Below are 17642 nucleotides of genomic sequence, written 5' to 3' on the forward strand. Positions count from 1 at the left end.
CTGCGTAAACCTCCGGTGACCCGCGCAGCACGCGTCTTCGGACCCGGGGACCGGGCGCTCCTGCTCGACGGCACCCCGGTGGCCCCCCTCGCGGTCGCGGAGACTGCCCGCGCCCGGCGCCGGGGGCTGCTCGGGACCGATCGGGTGGTGGGGGCGCTCTGGATCACCCGGTGCCCGTCGGTCCACATGGTCGGCATGCGCTACCCGATCGACGTGGCGGTGGTCGACCGCGAGGGCCGGGTGCTCCACGTGGCGACCCTGCGCCGCCTCACCGGGATGACCCGGTTCCGGCTCCGGGCCAGCGCGACCATCGAGGCCGCGGCCGGCTCGATGACCGCCTGGGGCGTGCGGCGCGGCTCGGTCCTGACGATCGGTGAGACAGCACCGTGACGATCGTGGTCGCGGCGGCGTGCGCGTTGCTCGCCGGGCTGGTGCTGCAGACCCGTCTCGCGCGGGCGGGCTACCGCTACGACGACGAGCGCCACCTGCCCCGGCGCGAGTGTCGCTGGGTGGCGCCGGTGCTGGCGGTGGCGGTCGGTCTGCTGGCCTGGCGGGCCGAGGGCGAGGTCGTCGTGCTCCTCGCGTACGCCGCCGTCCTCGCCTGGATGGTCGGCCTGGCGGTCATCGACCTCGACGTACGACGGCTGCCGGACCGCTGGACCCTGCCGAGCTATCCGGCCGTGGCGGTGCTCCTGGCCGGCTGCACCTGGGCGAGCGAGACGGGCTGGTCGGCGTGGGTGACCGCGCTGGTGTGCGGCGTCGTGAACGGCGCGGTGCACCTGCTCCTGGCCGTGCTGAACCCGGCCGGGCTGGGGCTGGGCGACGTGAAGCTGGCGGTCACGCTCGGCATGGTGACCGGCTGGTTCGGCTGGCCCGCGGCGTTCGCGGCGTTCCTCGGCGCGTTCTGCCTGGGGCTCGTGGTCGGGCTCGTCGCCGTGGTCCGCACCGGCGCCGGTCGCAAGGCGACCTTCCCGTTCGGTCCCGCGATGCTTGGCGCCGCTGCGCTGGTCGTGCTGGCGGCGGTCCCATCGGTCGCCTGAGGTTTCAGCCGGAGAGATCGAGCACGAGCGCGGTGGCACCCAGCACCAGCGCGAGGACGGCCGCCACGGTGGCGGCGCGGCGGTGCCGGGCGCCGAGCAGGGCGCCGACCGCGAGCACCGCGCCGAGCGCTGCCGGATAGCCCACCCGCTCGCCCCGGGCGGCGTCGTCGAGGGCCCGCGGGGTGCCCTCGACGTGCAGCCCGAGGACCAGCGCGTGCATGAGCAGCAGCAGGCAGCCGAGCAGGCTGACCAGGGCTGTCGCGCGGACCAGGCCGGGGCTCACCGCACCACTCTCCTCGCTCGGGGAGCGCACAGCCTAGGCCGTGGGTCGGCGGGGTCGGTCACGGGTAGCGCGGGTCCTCGAGCTGCTGCTGGACCAGGTCGGCGATCGCGGCGTGGCCGGCGGCGTTGGGGTGGAAGCTGCTCGGGTCGGCGATCGCGAACCCGGGTCCGCCCACGTCGAGGTCGTTGATCCACGGGTCGTCGCTGCCGATGCCGTGGCCCTCGAAGGCCTGGGTCGGGTCGACGAACTCGACGCCGGCCTCCTGAGCGGCCGCGGCGAGCATCGCGTTGAGGTCGGCGGCCACCTCGTTCATCCAGACCTGGTCCTCGGCGAAGAGCAGGTTGCCGTAGTTGTCGGAGGGGTCGGTCACGAACAGCGGCGGATAGCCGACGATGATCACCCGGGCGTTCGGGGCCTGCTCCTTGATCTCGCGGTAACGGTCGACCAGCTCGTCGTGGAGCCGGTCCAGCTCGTCCTCGATGCGCTTATCGTGCTTGGCCTGGCAGGTGTTCGACCCGACGCCACGCTGGCCGTTGATGATGCAGTCCTTCACGACGTCGGCGAAGCCGAGGTCGTTGCCGCCCATGGTCATGGTCACCAGGGAGGTCTCGTCGCTCAGCGCGTCGTACTGCGGGTCCTCACCGGTGTTGCCGTGGTTGGGGGTGTCGAGGTGGTCGGCCACGGCGCCCGAGCAGGCGACGAAGGACGATCCGCCGGCGAACTCGTTGGCGCCGGTGATCACCTGGGAGTAGGCGTGCGCGGAGCGGTGGCAGCGGTTGCGGTCCTCCTCGTGGTCGTTGTAGGGCCACAGGTCGACACGGTCGTCGTAGTCGGTGCCCTCCTCGTAGTCCCAGGCGCCCTCGCCGGAGGAGTAGCTGTCGCCGAGCGCGACGTACTCACCGCTGGTGGCCTGGTCCAGGGGCGTCTCGCCGTAGCCCGGGACGGTGCAGCCGTCGCGCTCGACGACGCTGCACACCGCCTCGGTGAAGGCGTCACGGGCGCTGCCGCCGGCGGGGGAGACCAGCAGGCCCAGCACCAGGAAGCTGGCGAGGATCGTGGCGCCGACGTACTCGAGGGTGCCGGCGCCCCGCTCGCCGGGACGGGTACGGCGCGCGCGGTGGGCGGTCGCCATCTCAGTCGACCTGCGGCAGGGCGGCCACCGCGCGGGCGAGCACGGCGGGGTCCGGGGTGTCGCGCAGCGCGTAGGACATCAAGGTGATGGCGGAGTCACCGGTTCGGGTCACCAGCACGTCGGCGGTGATGGGGAGGTCGCCCTGGCTGGTCTGGCGCCAGGCGGCGCTGTCGGCCGGGGCACCCTTGACCGTGAGGGGCTCGACGGAGAACCGCGCCGCCGGGCTGTCGGGCCGGGTGCCGCGAGCGGTGTAGCCGGTGCAGTCGGTGAGAGCGGTGCGCAGGTCGGTGAGCACATCGGCGATCACGTCGGTGCGGTAGACGCGCACGTGCTGTTCCAGGAACGGCCCGAACGGGCCCTCGGAGAAGCGCAGGCTGCTGGCGCGGGCTGGCGTCTCCGGCTCCAGATCGACGCCGCAGACGCTCAACCGGTAGTCGAGGCCCTGGGAGTTGCTGTCTCCCCAGCCGGCCGGGAGCGCCTCGGAGGTGATCAGGAAGTCGGTGCTGCGGGTGGCGGGGTCCTCCGCGGTGGTGTCCGCGGAGGAGCCGGCACCGCAGGAGGACAGCAGCCCGGCGAGGCAGAGGGTGGCGGCGACCCGGCGGAGGAGTCGCGGCGCGGGACGGAGGAGGTGAACGGGGGGCCTGGTCACGGCGACGACGCTAGGGCGGCGTCGCCGCAAGCCTCTGGGCCCTCGGTCCCAGCCGAGGGGCCCGGCGGGCGGTCGCCGAGCCGGTCCTCAGGTCAGGAGCAGCACGGCGGAGAGCACCAGGAGCGCCAGGCCGGTGACGGTCAGCACGCCCACCGCGAGGACGGGCCGCGCCGGTGCTGCCGGTGCTGCCCGGTCGTCGGTCGTCAGCTCGAGCACCGTGGTGGGCGCCGCGGCCGGTTCTGTGCCCCGGTGCCCGGGTCCGGAGAACTGGTCCAGGACCTCCACCTCGCCGGGGTCCCAGGCGGCGGGCAGGCCCGCACGCACCGAGCGCAGGTCCTCCAGCAGCGCCGCAGCGCTCGGGGGCCGGCGATCCGGGTCGGGGTCGGCGGCGGAGGCGAGCAGAGTGCCGAGCGCCGTCGCGGGCAGCTCGGCGGGCGCGAACGGCGGCGGGTGCCCGACCAGCATCTCCAGGCCGACCATCGCCACCGAGTAGAGGTCCTGGCGGGGGTCGGGGTCCGCGCCGGCGAGCTGTTCGGGCGCCATGTAGCCGGGAGTGCCGAGGGTGGTGGAGGACAGCGTCATCCGGGGCTGGTCGACCGGCACGGCGATGCCGAAGTCGGTCAGCCGCACGTGCGGGGGCCGGGAGCCGGTGGGCTCCAGGAGCAGGTTGGCCGGCTTGACGTCGCGATGGACCACGCGCGCCGCATGCACCGCCTCCAGCGCCGAGAGCGTCTGGTCGAGGATCGCGACGACCCAGGCCTGCGGCAGCGGACCCCAGTCGCCGATCAGCGTCGCGACCGAGCCGCCCCGCACCAACGGCATCGTGAAGAGGACCGAGTCGTCCTCGCCCGACCAGCTCAGCGGGGTGACCACGTGCGGGTGGTGGATGCGCGTCGACTGCTCGCGCATGAAGCGCAGCAGTGAACCGGCGTCGCTGTGCTTGAGCACCTTGGCCGCCTTGACCTGTCCGTCCTGCTGGTCGCGGACGACCCACACCGACCCCATCGCCCCGTCGGCGATCGGGTCGAGCAGCTCGTAGCGGCGAGCGAAGATCGGGTTCACCGCGCGGCCCGGGTGCGCGGCAGTGGACGCGCGGGCGGCAGCATGGCGGTCATCGTACGCAGGCCCCTCCCGGGGATCGAGCACCTGAGGACTCACATGAGGTGGCTGATCGAGGCCAGGTGCTGCGCGGACTCCGCCTCGGTCCCGGTGCCGTGGACGCGGACGAGCTCGGCCAGGCCGGGCGCGACGTCGACCAGCAGGTCCGCCGCGCGGGCGAGCTCCTGGCCGGAGGCGACCGCGTGGAGCGCCTTCCGCAGGACCACCGAGGACTCCGGAGCGTGGACGAACTGCCCGGTCGACAAGGTGCCGCGGTGCGTACGGATCTCCTCGAGGCGGCGCTGGACAGCGTCTCCGGACAGGCCAGGGGCTTCCTCGACCAGACCCAGCAGGCTCTGCAGGCGGGCGACGGCCAGCGGGTTGCCGATCTTCACGCGATGACCGCTCACGAGCTGGGAGAGCATCGGGGGACTGAGGCCGAGGATCTCCGCGACGCGTGCCTGGTTGAGGCCCAGGCCGGCGGTCACGCGGCGCACCAGCGTGCCGATCGACTCGCCGTACAGGCGGCGCTGCTCGGCGATCTTCTCCGACTTCTCCGGTCCCATGGCTGCCCCCTCCGTGTCGACCCTAGTCCCGGGGTGTTCGCGACAGCAACGTTGACGTTTGCTTTTGCAAACCGCAGGGTAGGTGTCGCCACATCGAGATGAGGGAAGGGCGAGTCGTATGAAGCTCCGTCGTCACCTGGCCGGCCTGGCCGCGATCCTGGTCGCCACGAGTGCCGGGGCGGTCGTCGCGACCGCACCCGCACCCAGCCACGCCGCACCTGCTGCCTCGTCCGCCGCTGAGCCGGACGGCTACGGCCGGATGATGCTGCTCCTCGACGCGTCGGGCTCCATGTCCGAGCCGGCCGGCGGGGGACAGACCAAGATCGCGGCGGCCCGCAAGGCGCTGACGACAGTGGTCGAGGGTCTCCCCGACGAGGCCCAGGTCGGGTTGCGCGTCTTCGGTGCGACGGTGTTCTCGCGCACCGACAAGGGGTCGTGCACCGACAGCCAGGTCGTGGTCGAGCCCGGCACCGACAACCGTGACGCGCTCCGCGCCGCGATCGGCGACTACGAGCCGTACGGCGAGACGCCGATCCCGCACGCCCTCGAGGAGGCGGCCAAGGACCTCGGCGACGAGGGCACCCGCTCGATCGTCCTGGTCTCCGACGGGGAGTCGACCTGCGACCCCGACCCGTGCACGGTGGCCGCGGAGCTGCAGAAGAACGGCATCGACCTGCAGATCGACGTGGTCGGCCTCTCGGTCTCGGGCGCGGCGCGCTCGCAGCTGCAGTGCATCGCGGAGAAGGGCAACGGCACCTACTACGACGCCGACAGCGCCGCCGACATCGAGAGCCGCCTGACCCGGGTGGCCAGCCGGGCGCTGCGGCCCTTCACCCTCAGCGGCGCCCCGATCGTGGGCGGCGCCGAGAGCTCGCCCACCCCGGTCGAGGTCGGCGAGTACGTCGACACCCTCGGTGCGGCGGGGGAGTCCACGAGCTACGTGTTCACCCGCGAGACGGCTGGGACCACGCTGCGCGTCGCCGCGCTGTCGCAGGGTGAGACGGGGTTCATGGACGGACTGATCGCCGAGGTCACCGGACCCGCCGGGCGCTGCGACTACGCCAGCGCCAACCGGACCGCCCTCGACCTGCGCGAGGTGATGGGCGTCCAGGTCACCGCCGGGGCCGGCCTCGGCTCGTCGGGCGTCGAGGGCTGTGAGGAGCCCGGTGACTACGTCGTCACCATCACCCGGGCGCGCGGCGCGAGCGAGGAAGTGCCGTTCGGCCTGGTCGTGACCGAGGAGCCCCCGGTCGAGGAGGTCGGGTTCAGCGACCCCGAGCTCGCCAGCCTCTCGGCCACCGCGCCCCAGGTCGGCGGACAGCCACAGCGGGTCGAGGGCGCGTCGTCGTTCGACGGCGCACCCGAGGTCGGCACCGGCAGCTGGTCGAGCACCGTCGTGCCCGGAGAGGTGCTGATCTACAAGGTGCCGCTCGAGTTCGGCCAGGCGGCGCAGGTGAGCGTGAACTTCCCCGAGGCGACCGGGCAGCTCTCCGAGCAGTTCGGTCGGTTCGCGCCGAGCGCCAACCTGACGCTGTTCAACCCGCTGGGCGCCCAGCTCGGCTACGTCGACGGCTCCACGTGGCTCGGCTCCCCCGACGGCGTCTCCCTGCAGGCGGCCGTCCCCGCCGTCAGCCGCGCGCCCTCCGAGGTCCGCAGCGCGAAGTTCAACGGCGGCGCCGACGTCACCGTCGCGGGTGACTACTACGTCAGCCTGAGCGTGCAGAAGAGGGACTACACGGTCGAGATCCCGTTCACCTTGGACGTGGAGGTCATCGGGGAGCCGGCCGACGGGCCGACGTACGCCGGCGGGGCGACGTGGAACGTGGTCGACGGCGCCACCGCGGCCACGGAGGACCCCTCCGCCGGCACCTCGGAGACCGAGTCGGCCGAGGCCGACGGCGACGGCGAGGCGGCCGCGGAGAGCGAGGGCGACACCGTGAGCATCGTCGCGGTGGCCGCGGGGGTGCTGGGCCTGGCGGCCCTGGTCGCCGCGCTGCTGCTGTGGCGCAGGCGCTCGGCGGGCTGAGAGCCGCTGCGCCACGCAGTTGACTGGAGTCTCACCCCGATCCCTCGTCGAAAGCGATCCACCATGGCGCAGACCACCTCCGAGCCGACGACGAGCCCCGGCGCGGGCGAGACCTGGGACGCGGTGGTCGTGGGCGCCGGCCCCGGCGGCCTCACCTGCGCGGCGTACCTCGCGGCCAACGGCAAGAAGGTGCTGGTGCTCGAGGCCAACCAGGTGGTCGGCGGCAGCACCCAGGTCTTCCGCCGCGCCGGCAACAAGTTCGAGTTCGACGTCGGCACCCACTACGTCGGCGAGTGCGGCCCGGGCGGGCGGATGCAGACCGCGCTGTCCGGGCTGGCCCTGACCGAGCGGATCCTGTGGCTGCGCCAGCGCCCGGAGGGCCACTGCCAGATCATGGTCCCCGGCACGACGTTCCAGACACCCACGGGCTGGGACACCTACCTCGAGCGGCTGATCGCGGCCTTCCCCGAGGAGGAGGCGGGCCTGCGGCGGTGCGTGGGGATCATGCGCACCATCGCCACCCGGGAGCGGCCGCGCCGGCGTCCGTTCGCGCTGTTGCGGTGGGGCGTGCGGCCGATCACGACGCTGATGGCCGCCTGCGGGCTCAGCGCCGACGCCCAGGCGGTGATCCTCGCCGAGAACGGCGACTACACCTGGCCCCCGCACCGCACTCCCACGGCCATGCACGCGGGCTTCCTGCACCACTACCTCCAAGCCGGCGCCTACTACCCGCGCGGTGGCGGGCAGGTGATCGGCGCCCACCTCACCGACGTCGTCTCGACCCACGGCGGCCGGGTCCGCACCAAGGCCCGGGTCGAGCAGATCCTCATCGAGGACGGGCGCGCGGTCGGCGTACGCCTCCGCGGGGGCGAGGAGATCCGCGCCGGGGCCGTCGTGTCCGCGGCCGACTTCAAGCGGACCTGGAAGGAGCTGGTGGGGGAGGAGCACCTGACCCGGCGGCTGCGGCGTCGGCTGGCGAACCTGGAGATGACCCTGCCGATGTTCGCGGTGTACGTCGCGCTCGACGTCGACCTGCGTGAGCGCGACACCCCGCCGCTGGCCTGGGTGTGGCCGACCAACGACGTCGACGGCTACTACCGCGAGGTCGCCGCGGGGCGTTGTCCCGAGCAGATGCCGGTGGGCATCAGCTGCCCCACGGCCAAGGACCCGGAGGGGACGCACTCGGCGCCGCCGGGCTACTCGACGCTGGAGCTGGTGAGCTGGGCGCCGAAGGAGCACACGTTCTGGCACGTCGACGCGGGCGCCGTGGACGGTGCCGGGTACGGCCGCGACGAGCGCTACCTCCAGGTCAAGGAGGAGCTCACCCAGCGGGTGCTCGACACCGCGGAGCTGATGATCCCGGACCTGCGCGAGCGGATGGTGTTCTGCGAGGCGTCCACCCCGATCACCCAGGAGCGGTTCACCCTCACCACCGACGGCTCCTGCTACGGCATCGCACCGCTGCTGAGGAACCTCGGCCCGTTCCGCCCGCGCGTCACCACCCACATCCCCGGGCTGTTTCTGGCGGGGGGCAGCACGGAGCACATGTTCGGCATCAACGCCACGATCCACGGCGGGATGGGCACGGCCGGCGCCGTGCTGGGGCGCGACCTGTTCCAGGAGGTGCGCGACGGTGCCGTGTTCGTCGACGAGGACCGGCTGACGCCGGTCACCGACGACTTCGACCCGCTGCTCGCCTCGAAGCCTGGCTCGGCGATCCGCCGACCGGCGCGTCGCCGGCCGCGGACCACCGCCTGAGCGCCGCGCTCAGCGCTTGCCGGGCGTGGCCCGGCGTACCGCCTTCTTCGAGGACTTCACACCCGACTTCACCCCGGACTTCGCGGCGCCCAGGAGACCCTGGGTCAGCAACGTCAGTCCGCCACCGACCAGCCACGCGTCCTTCGCCAGCGCGACGCCCTCCTGGCTCGGGCGGATGCCGTCGGCCAGGGTCATCGACGGGGTCCGGAAGTACATGCCCAGCAGGCTCGAGCCGAACCCGGTCAGCGCAGCCCCGGCGACGGTCGAGGGCACCATGGGGACGAGCAGCGCCGTGCCCACGGCGATCTCGCTGTAGGCGAGCACCTTGGCGAACTTCTGGGGCTCCATGTCCTTGAAGAGCGCCGGGTAGGTCGACGCCGCGGCGCCGTGCAGGTACTGGGCCGTGCCCTCGTCGGCTCCGAGCTTGCTGATGCCGGAGTTGAGGATGTAGGCGCCGGTGGCAAGACGCAGCGGGAGATGGGTCGGGTGCATGGCGGCTCCTCGGTCGGGACGGCAAGGTTTCCTCGACCATAGTCGCCGGACCGGTCGGCGCCAGGGGGCCAGCGCGGGTTCATGACCGCGCCGGTGGGGTGCTGGCGGGGTCCGGGGCGGTCGACCTACTCGTCGGGCGGGTGCGCGGTGACGAGGCGCGTGGTGCCCTGGTCCTTGATCAGGTGCAGGCCGTGGGGCGATCGCCAGAGGTACGTCGCGGCATCGGTCTTGTCGTAGGTCCACCCGGTGTGGGTCTTCGCGCGATGGTGTCGTCGACAGAGCGGGGCAAGGTTGCAGCTGCACGTCGGGCCGCCGGTCGGTCTCGCGCCGTGGGCGACGACTTGGTCGGTGTCGCAGCGTCGGGCGGGGCGTTCGCACCACGGGAAGGCGCACACCGGCGAGGCCAGCTTGGTCTGCTCGGCCAACCGGTCGGAGATCGCGTAGGCGTCGGTGTGGTGGTGAGTCTCGAGGTCGATGACCGGCTTGATCACGACTTGGGCGTCGCCGCTGCACCAGTCGCGGACCTGGTCGGTGGAGACGATGGACCGGGTCTCCTCGACGTGTGCGATGCCGGACTCGTCGCGACTGATCGCGGCGTCGGACAGGTGCACGTGGATGACGACCTGCCGGGGCTTGACCACCGAAGCAGCGCCATCACCCGCCTCCGCCCGGAGGTCGAAAGCGAGCTGGCGTCGGGCGAGCTCGCCGGCGGCCATCGAGCGGCGCACGTCGAGCGACTCGGCGGAGCCGAGTGCAGCGAGTTCGTCGGCGCCGTGGCGGATCGCGGTGTCGAGGTCGATCGCGTCGGCGAGGTCGAGGACCCCTTCGACGTGGACGGTGCCGTCGTGGCTGGCTTCGCGGGTGTGGACGTCGAAGCGTCGGCCGTCGGCGGCGGCGGGGCGTTCCTTCTCCGCACCTTCGGGGTCGAAGGCGACGCGGGCCTGGTCGACGAGGCGCTCGATCCCGGCCCAGCTGATGTTCCCGACGAAGGCGGCGAGCTGGCGGTCCACGAAGTCGGCGCCGTCCAGCGGCAGGGTGGTGGTCAGCTGCGCCAACCGCCGGGCCTTCCAGAGTGGGACCTTGTCGGCGCGGACCAGCTTCCAGGTCCGCTTCAGCCGGTGCGCGAGCTCGAGCGCGTCACCGACCAGCGCCCGGGAGGAGTCGGTGGACATGCCGAGGGCGGCACCGAACTCCATCGGCGCGAACTCCGCCACCAGCGGCGCCCCTTCACCGGCCAGCGGCACCGCGAGCTCGCCGAAGACCAGCCCGGCCGTCGGCGCCGCCTCGGCGACCGACTCTTCGGGGTGCATCGACGCCCACACCAGAGCGGCCTCCAGGACGTCGATCTCCGCCCGCTGGGCGGCAGCCCGGCGGCGCTGTGCGAAGGCCAGCACGGCGGCTGGGGTGTCGCACTCGGGGAGTTCGGGGGAGGCCATGCCTCATCTTACTCGAACGCACGTTCGACGAGAAGGGCTTGGGCGGAACCAGAAGGTAAAACTTCTGGGCGGCGGCGCCGCCGTCGGGAGCGGGCCTCGACGGGCCCGACCAACGCTGGGGCGCTCAGCCGAACGGCAGCGGCTCGGGGGCGAGGCTGACGGCCTTGGCGCGGGCGGCGGTGAGGTGGCGGCGGTGGTGCTGGCGGCAGAGCACCTCGTAGGCGACGTTCGCGTCGCCGGCGGGGCCGCGGTCCTGCTCATCGACGTCCCCGACGACGATGATCTCGCCCTCGGTGACCATCACGCCGTTCTCGGTGCGGGCGTTGTGGGTGGCGCGCTTGCCGCACCAGCACAGTGCCTCGACCTGGAGCACGTTCATCCGGTCCGCGAGCTCCACGAGGCGCTGGCTGCCCTCGAAGAGCGCGGTACGGAAGTCGGTGAGGATGCCGAAGGCGAACACGTCGATCTGGAGCTCGTCGACGAGCTTGGCGAGCTGGTCGATCTGGGCGCGGGTGTAGAACTGCGCCTCGTCGCACACGAGGTAGTCGATGCGCGCACCCTGGGTGAGCGAGTCGACGACGTAGCGCCAGAAGTCGAAGTCGGCCTCGACCTCGATCGCGTCGTGGGTCAGGCCGAGGCGGCTGGAGACCTGCGCCTGACCGGTGCGGTCATGGGTCGTGAAGATCCGCCCGGACCGACCACGCGCGGCGTGGTTGTGGTTGGTCTGGAGCGCGAGAGTGCTCTTGCCGGAGTCCATCGTCCCGGTGAAGAACTGCAGTTCGGCCACGCCCGGGATCCTTTCACGACACCGTCCCGGGCAGGATGGCGGCATGACCGGACCCCTGATCTCGCCGCGCGAGCTGCGTGACCTGCTCGCCGGCGACGACGCCGTGACCGTGCTCGACGTGCGCTACCGCCTCGGCGGCCCGCCGGGCGCGCAGGAGTACGCCGCGGGCCACGTGCCCGGCGCGTCGTACGTCGACCTCGACACCGAGCTCGCGGGCCCGCCCGGCGCGGGAGGTCGCCACCCGTTGCCGGCGCGCGCGGACTTCGAGGCTGCCATGCGGCGCCCGGGCGTCCGCGCCGACCGTCCCGTTGTCGTGTACGACGACTGGTCCGGGCACGCCGCGGCACGCTGCTGGTGGCTGCTGCGCCACCACGGCCACGACGACGTCCGGGTGCTCGACGGCGGCTGGTCGGCCTGGCTGGCCGAGGACGGTGCGGTCGCCGTCGACGTGGTGGACCCCGAGCCCGGGGACTTCTCCGCTCAGCCGGGACGGATGCCCGTGGTGGAGGCGGAGCAGGTCCTCGACGTGCCGGTCCTCATCGACGCGCGGGCGCCCGAGCGCTACCGCGGCGAGGTGGAGCCGGTCGACGCGGTGGCCGGCCACGTGCCGGGCGCGGTCAACGTGCCGACCACCACCAACCTGCGCGCCGACGGCCGGTTCCGCTCCGCCGCGGAGATCCGCGCGCTGTACGCCGCCGCAGGGGTGAGCGGCGAGGAGGAGGTGGCCGTCTACTGCGGCTCGGGGGTGACCGCAGCCCACGACGTGCTGGCCCTGGAGCTCGCCGGGATCCGGGCGGCGCTCTACCCGGGCAGCTGGAGCGGCTGGATCACCGACCCGAGCCGGCCCGTCGAGCGCGGCTGAGCCGCCGGGGGTGTGCCCCGGCGCCCGGCTCAGTCCTGCTTGCCGCCGCCGAACATGATCTCGTCCCAGCTCGGCACCGAGGCGCGGCCGCCCCGCTTGCGCGCCGTACGCCGCGGGGGCGGCTCGGGGGCCAGCTCGAGCTCGAGCTCCGGCTCCTCGTCGGGTGCCGGCTCTGGCTCGGGCTGCGCGTCCGCGGTCGTCTGCGCCGCAGCGGCCGGGGCCTCGGGCTCGGGGTCCGCGTCGAGCGCGGCGGCGTCCGCGGCCGCTTCCGCCTGCGGCTCCTCGTCGTCCGGGCGGGCGTCGAGGAAGGCCTCCATGGGGCGCTCGGCGGCCGGCTCGGGCTCGCTGACCAGCTCGATGGCGTCCTCGCCCAGCGGCAGCCCAGGGGGAGCCTCGTCGGGGCGCAGCGACGTCAGCCGGCGCTGGCGGGCGTCCTCGAGGTCGTTGCGGGCCGCGGCGGGAGCCTCGACGACGTCGCCGACCAGCCAGTGCGCGTCGTCGTCCTCGGGGACGACGTAGTTGCCGGGCATGTCGAAGGTGAAGTGCCCGGTGCCGCTGCGGCGGGCGGTCGCGTAGGCCGCGGTGAGCACCCACCGGCCGTCGTCGCGGCGCCAGGAGTCCCACTCCACGGAGTCGGCGTCCACGCTGATCCCGCGCAGGTGGCTCTCGACGGCGTTGCCGAGGGTGCGCGCGGTGCCGCTGCCCTCGCTGTTGCGGCGGCGTACCGAGGAGCGCTGGGCGCGCTGCGCGACATGCTCGCGCTCGGCGAGCACGGGTCCGGCGAAGGGCATGATCCGATCCACCGAGGTGTTGGCGGCCTCCGCCACCGACTCCGGGGTCTCCCCAGCGCGGATCCGGGCCTGGATGTCGCGGGGACGGAGGGCGCTGTCCATGTGTGTCTCCAACTGGCCGATGCGTGCGGTCTCGCCGCGCAGGGCGGCCCGGAGACGGGAGTCGATCTCGAGGGTGTGCTCGTCCCCCGTGTCGCTGACCAGCAGCAGCCGCTTGCCGTCCTCGCTCACCGCTGCGAGCGTGAGGTGCGCCATCGCCTGCCCTGCTCCTGCCACGTCGTCGTGCCGTCTCCGGTCTGGTCGAGCCTACGCCAGAGGAGTCGCCCGACGTCGGTAACCTCCAGGTGTGCCGACTGTGCAGGCTACTGAACCCATCGTCACCCTCGTGGTGCTCGACCTCGTCGGCATCTTCGTCTTCGCGGTGACGGGCGCGATAGTGGCGGTGCGCAAGCACCTCGACCTGTTCGGGTGCCTCATCCTGGCCGTGACCACCGGCCTCGGCGGCGGCTTCATGCGCGACGTGCTGATCGGTGCCTCCCCGCCCGCGGCGCTCACTGACTGGCGCTACCTCACGGTGCCGATGGCGGCCGGGCTGCTCACGTTCTTCTTCCATCCGGCGGTCGGGCGGATGGAGAACGCGATCAACGTCTTCGACGCCTTCGGGCTCTCCGTCTTCTGCGTCTCCGGCGCCCTGAAGGCGCTGGAGTACGGCCTCGGCCCGCTGCCCGCCGCCCTGATGGGGATGGTCACCTGCATCGGCGGGGGGATGCTGCGCGACCTGCTGGCCGGGCGGGTCCCAGTGGTCTTCCGAGCCGAGCTCTATGCGACACCTGCGCTGGCGGGTGCCTTCATCGCGGTGCTCGGCGTGCGCACCGACCTGCCCGGTGTGGCGGTCGCGATCACCGGGGCGCTGGTGTGCCTGGTGTGGCGCCTGCTGGCGATCTGGCGCCACTGGCACGCGCCGATGCCGCGCGGCAACGCCGCCGTCTGACCCGGCGCGCCCGGGTCGGACCGGGGCTAGCCTGACGACTGCGAACGGACGGCGATCGGGCGGAGGCCCACGATGGCGTACGACGAGGAGCTGGCCGGGCGGATCCGGGACGCGGTCGGTGCTGCCGCAGGCCCGAGCGGCTACCGCGAGATCCGCATGTTCGGCGGCCTGTGCTGGACGGTGAACACCCACATGGCCGTCGGCACCGGCGAGGACGACCTGATGGTCCACGTCGGCACCGACGGCGTCGAGGACGCCCTCGCGCTCGGCGCGCGCCGGGCGAGGATGGGGGAGCGCACGATGGGCGGCGTGGTCCTGGTCGCCTCGGCGGACCTCCCCGATCCGGCCAGCCTCGACGCCTGGGTCGCCCCGGCGGTGGCGCGCGCCCGCGCGCGGCCCCCGAAGACCCCGAGGACCCCGAAGAAGTCGGCCGGACGGAGAAGGTCCGGGTAGGGCGATGAGTTCCCGGCCCGGGCCGGGTCTTTCTGCGGCATGAGCAAAAACTGCGATGCGCACTGTCGGCACGGAGTGCCAGCATGACGAGCATGTCCACCTCACGCCCCGATCTGGCGATCGAGACCCACGACCTCGTGCGTGTCTTCGGCACCAACCGCGCCGTCGACGGTGTCGACCTCGCGATCCCCACCGGCGGCGTCTACGGCGTGCTCGGGCCCAACGGCGCGGGCAAGACCACCACGATCCGGATGCTGGCCACGCTCCTCGACCCGTCCGGTGGCACCGCGCTCGTGCTCGGCCACGACGTGGTCCGCGAGGCCGGCAAGGTCCGCGCCCGGGTGGCGCTGACCGGCCAGTTCGCCTCCCTCGACGAAGACCTCACCGGTCACGAGAACCTCACCCTGCTCGCGCGGATGTACGGCTTCGGCCGGGCGGCCGCCCGTCGCCGGGCCGACGAGCTGCTGGAGGCCTTCGACCTCGTCGACGCCGCGAAGCGGCAGGTCAAGGCCTACTCCGGCGGCATGCACCGTCGCCTCGACGTGGCCGGCTCGCTCGTGGTGCGCCCGGACCTGATGTTCCTCGACGAGCCGACCACGGGTCTGGACCCACGCAGCCGCAACCAGGTCTGGGGGATCGTGCGCGCGCTCGTGGGCGCCGGCACGACCGTCCTGCTGACCACCCAGTACCTCGAGGAGGCCGACCAGCTCGCCGACCGGATCGCGGTCATCGACCACGGCCGGGTGATCGCGGAGGGGACCAGCGGCGAGCTCAAGGCCTCGGTCGGCTCCGGGGCCCTGCACGTGCGGGTGGCCGACGTCGCCGAGCGTGAGGAGGTGGCCCGGCTGCTGGCGGAGTCCCTCGACGCGGTGCCGGTCCTGGAGTCCGACCCCTCGGCGATCAGCATGCGCGTGGCCACCCCCGAGCGGGTCGCGGCGGCGCTGCAGCGCGTGGGCGAGCACGGGCTCAGCATCACCGAGTACGCCCTGGGCCAGCCCAGCCTCGACGAGGTGTTCCTCGCGCTCACCGGACGCCCCGCCGAGGAGAGCGCCCCGACGGATGAGGAGGTCCCGGCATGACCACGCAGCGAGAGACCGGCGTCGGCACGCTCGCCGAGCGCACCCCCGACGAGCAGATCGCCGCAGCGCTCGGCTCCGGCGAGCGCCCCGCCCTGCCCGGGCCGGTGAGCTCCTCGCTGAGCTTCGCGTGGCGCGCGCTGCTGAAGATCAAGCACGTCCCCGAGCAGCTCTTCGACGTCACGATGTTCCCGATCATGTTCACGCTGATGTTCACGTTCGTGTTCGGCGGCGCGATCGCGGGCTCCCCGCAGGACTACCTGCAATACGCGCTCCCGGGGATCCTGACCCAGACGGTCGTCTTCATCACGATGTACACCGCGCTGACCATCAACACCGACATCGAGAAGGGGGTCTTCGACCGGTTCCGCTCGCTGCCGGTGTGGCGGCCCTCGATGCTGGTCGGCGCGCTGCTCGGCGACACGCTGCGCTATGCGATGGCCTCGTTCATGGTGCTGGTGGTCGGGGTCCTGATCGGCTACCGCGCCCCCGGCGGCCTGATCGGGGTGCTGCTCGCGGTGCTGCTGCTCCTGGCCTTCTGCTTCGCGCTGAGCTGGCTGTGGCTGATCGTCGGGTTCAAGGTCCGCACCCCCAACGCCGTGATGGGCGTCTCGATGATGGTGCTGTTCCCGCTGACGTTCATCAGCTCGGTGTTCGCCCCGCCGGAGACGATGCCGGGCTGGCTGCGCGCCTTCGTCGACGTCAACCCGGTGACGCTGCTCAACGAGGCGGCTCGCGGGCTGATGAACGACAACCCCGACGCCGGCGACATCCTGATCGTGCTGGTGATGTCGGTGGCGATCACGGCGGTCTTCGCCCCGCTGGCGCTGCGGCTCTACAACCGCCGCTCCTGAGCGCCCCCGGGCCTCGCTCGGGGGCGGCGTCGCCTCAGTCGCCCAGCACCCGGCGCAGGTAGGGGTTGGCGAAGACCCGGTCGGGGTCGAGGCGGTCCCGCATCGCGAGGAACTCCGCGAAACGCGGGTACGCCGGGGCCAGGTCCGCAGCCGTCCGGGTGTGCACCTTGCCCCAGTGCGGGCGCCCGTCGTGGGCGCGCATGACCTGCTCCATCAGGGCGAAGTACTCGCGGTGCTCGGCGTCACGGTGCACGTGGAAGGCCAGGTAGAGCGAGTCGCGCCCCGACGCGGTCGACAACGCGATGTCGTCGGCGGGGGCGGTGCGCACCTCCACGGGGAAGCCCACCCGGAGCCGGGAGGCGTCCAGCACCGCGCGGGCCTCGCGCAGCGCGGCCAGGCCCGCCGCGCGGGGCACGGCGTACTCCATCTCGCGGAAGACGACGCGGCGCTCGGTGGTGAAGACGCGGTGCGGCACGTCGCTGTAGGTGCGCGCCCCCAGGGCCCGGGAGCTGACCCGGTTGATCAGTGGAACCGCGGCCGGCACCGCGTTGCCCACGGCGCACAGCGCGCCGAAGAGGCGGTTGGACAGCAGGTCGTCGTCCAGGGCGACGCGCCAGCGGGGGAGCGGCTCGGCCTCGCCGAGGTCGACGTCGAGGCGGTCGTTGCGCTTGAGCAGCACCCGGTCGGTGTGCGGGAACCAGTACATGTCCACGTGGTGGCTCGCGTCGCACATCTGGTCGAAGCCGTCGAGGGCGGCGTCCCACGACATCGGCTGCTCGTGGGCCTCCAGCACGAACAGCGGCTCGACGCGGAAGGTCAGCGTGGTGAGGATCCCGAGCGCGCCGAGCCCGACGCGGGCGACGGCGAACACGTCGGCGTTCTCCTCCGCGCTGGCGTGCAGCACCTCCCCGGTCCCGGTCACGAGCTCCAGGCCGGCCAGCTGGGCGGCCAGCCCGGCGGCGTACCCGCCGCTGCCGTGGGTGCCGGTGGAGGTGGCGCCGGCGAGGGTCTGCTGGTCGATGTCGCCCATGTTGTGCAGGCTCAGCCCGAGCCGCTCCAGCTCGGCGTTGAGCACGGACAGCGGGGTGCCGGCGTGGGCGGTCACGGTCATCGCCTCGCGGTCCACCGCGACGATCCCGCGCCGGGCGCTCGGAGTCAGCATGGTGTGCTCCGGGGCCGAGATGGCGGTGAAGCTGTGCCCGGTGCCGACCATCTTCAGCGTGGTCCGCTCCGCGCGGGCGCGCTCGACCTCCGCGACGATCGCGGCGGTGTCCGCCAGCTCGACCACCCGCTGCGGGCGCGCCGTCTCCAGGCCCGACCAGTTCGTCCACTCCGTCACGGGGCAGGA

Annotated in this window: 19 protein-coding genes; 9 read left to right on the forward strand and 10 right to left on the reverse strand. The window is 73.0% G+C overall.

The features are described 5' to 3' along the window. The first annotated feature begins 15 nt into the window (after positions 1–15). A complete protein-coding gene (locus tag GFH29_RS20640) occupies positions 16–390 on the forward strand; it encodes a DUF192 domain-containing protein (protein ID WP_228387840.1) in 375 nt (124 codons plus the stop codon). Beyond that, a complete protein-coding gene (locus GFH29_RS08290) occupies positions 387–1040 on the forward strand; it encodes a prepilin peptidase (RefSeq protein ID WP_153322895.1) in 654 nt (217 codons plus the stop codon). Before GFH29_RS20640 ends, GFH29_RS08290 begins: the two co-directional genes overlap by 4 nt. A gap of 4 nt (positions 1041–1044) precedes the next feature. On the opposite strand, the gene GFH29_RS08295 is transcribed toward GFH29_RS08290, so the two are convergent. From GFH29_RS08295 to GFH29_RS08315, 5 genes are all read right to left on the reverse strand, one after another. Further along, entirely contained in the window at positions 1045–1323 is a 279-nt protein-coding gene (locus GFH29_RS08295; RefSeq protein ID WP_153322896.1) for a hypothetical protein, read from the reverse strand. 58 nt (positions 1324–1381) lie between these two features. Beyond that, positions 1382–2455, reverse strand: a complete 1074-nt coding sequence (locus tag GFH29_RS08300; protein ID WP_153322897.1) for an SGNH/GDSL hydrolase family protein — start codon at positions 2453–2455, stop codon at positions 1382–1384. Position 2456: 1 nt separating this feature from the next. Next, positions 2457–3104 carry a hypothetical protein gene (locus GFH29_RS08305; RefSeq protein WP_153322898.1) on the reverse strand — a complete coding sequence of 216 codons (648 nt, stop codon included), beginning with the start codon at positions 3102–3104 and terminating at the stop codon, positions 2457–2459. An 87-nt stretch (positions 3105–3191) separates the two neighbouring features. Continuing rightward, on the reverse strand, positions 3192–4166 hold the full coding sequence (locus GFH29_RS08310; protein ID WP_228387841.1) for a serine/threonine-protein kinase: 975 nt from the start codon (positions 4164–4166) through the stop codon (positions 3192–3194). 92 nt (positions 4167–4258) lie between these two features. Next, entirely contained in the window at positions 4259–4768 is a 510-nt protein-coding gene (locus GFH29_RS08315) for a DNA-binding protein (protein WP_153322899.1), read from the reverse strand. Between the two features lie 118 nt (positions 4769–4886). On the opposite strand from GFH29_RS08315, the gene GFH29_RS08320 reads away from it, so the two are divergent. Next, complete coding sequence (locus tag GFH29_RS08320; RefSeq protein ID WP_153322900.1) at positions 4887–6794, forward strand: vWA domain-containing protein; 1908 nt, start codon at positions 4887–4889, stop codon at positions 6792–6794. 63 nt (positions 6795–6857) lie between these two features. Continuing rightward, positions 6858–8552 carry a phytoene desaturase family protein gene (locus tag GFH29_RS08325; RefSeq protein ID WP_153322901.1) on the forward strand — a complete coding sequence of 565 codons (1695 nt, stop codon included), beginning with the start codon at positions 6858–6860 and terminating at the stop codon, positions 8550–8552. A 9-nt stretch (positions 8553–8561) separates the two neighbouring features. On the opposite strand, the gene GFH29_RS08330 is transcribed toward GFH29_RS08325, so the two are convergent. From GFH29_RS08330 to GFH29_RS08340, 3 genes are all read right to left on the reverse strand, one after another. After that, a complete protein-coding gene (locus tag GFH29_RS08330; protein ID WP_153322902.1) occupies positions 8562–9044 on the reverse strand; it encodes a hypothetical protein in 483 nt (160 codons plus the stop codon). 125 nt (positions 9045–9169) lie between these two features. Further along, positions 9170–10480, reverse strand: a complete 1311-nt coding sequence (locus GFH29_RS08335) for an HNH endonuclease signature motif containing protein (protein WP_153322903.1) — start codon at positions 10478–10480, stop codon at positions 9170–9172. A gap of 124 nt (positions 10481–10604) precedes the next feature. Further along, complete coding sequence (locus GFH29_RS08340; RefSeq protein ID WP_153322904.1) at positions 10605–11267, reverse strand: thymidine kinase; 663 nt, start codon at positions 11265–11267, stop codon at positions 10605–10607. 43 nt (positions 11268–11310) lie between these two features. Here GFH29_RS08340 and GFH29_RS08345 point away from each other — a divergent pair, with 43 nt between their 5' ends. Then, entirely contained in the window at positions 11311–12129 is an 819-nt protein-coding gene (locus tag GFH29_RS08345) for a sulfurtransferase (RefSeq protein WP_153322905.1), read from the forward strand. Positions 12130–12158: 29 nt separating this feature from the next. Here the strand turns inward: GFH29_RS08345 and sepH are convergent, their stop codons facing one another. Next, positions 12159–13175: a septation protein SepH gene (sepH, locus tag GFH29_RS08350; RefSeq protein ID WP_153322906.1), complete on the reverse strand. Its 1017-nt coding sequence runs from the start codon at positions 13173–13175 to the stop codon at positions 12159–12161. 91 nt (positions 13176–13266) lie between these two features. On the opposite strand from sepH, the gene GFH29_RS08355 reads away from it, so the two are divergent. From GFH29_RS08355 to GFH29_RS08370, 4 genes are all read left to right on the forward strand, one after another. Next, the gene (locus GFH29_RS08355) at positions 13267–13911 is read left to right on the forward strand and encodes a trimeric intracellular cation channel family protein (protein ID WP_323368684.1); all 645 of its coding nucleotides are present in this window, start codon (positions 13267–13269) and stop codon (positions 13909–13911) included. Between the two features lie 72 nt (positions 13912–13983). Then, a complete protein-coding gene (locus tag GFH29_RS08360; protein WP_153322907.1) occupies positions 13984–14364 on the forward strand; it encodes a TfoX/Sxy family protein in 381 nt (126 codons plus the stop codon). A gap of 92 nt (positions 14365–14456) precedes the next feature. Then, entirely contained in the window at positions 14457–15443 is a 987-nt protein-coding gene (locus tag GFH29_RS08365) for an ATP-binding cassette domain-containing protein (protein ID WP_153322908.1), read from the forward strand. Beyond that, a complete protein-coding gene (locus GFH29_RS08370; protein WP_153322909.1) occupies positions 15440–16294 on the forward strand; it encodes an ABC transporter permease in 855 nt (284 codons plus the stop codon). Before GFH29_RS08365 ends, GFH29_RS08370 begins: the two co-directional genes overlap by 4 nt. 34 nt (positions 16295–16328) lie before the next feature. Here GFH29_RS08370 and GFH29_RS08375 read toward each other — a convergent pair whose 3' ends face one another. After that, entirely contained in the window at positions 16329–17633 is a 1305-nt protein-coding gene (locus GFH29_RS08375) for a D-arabinono-1,4-lactone oxidase (RefSeq protein ID WP_228387842.1), read from the reverse strand. Positions 17634–17642 lie beyond the last annotated feature (9 nt).

The organism is Nocardioides sp. dk884 (assembly GCF_009557055.1).
GTDB lineage: Bacteria > Actinomycetota > Actinomycetes > Propionibacteriales > Nocardioidaceae > Nocardioides.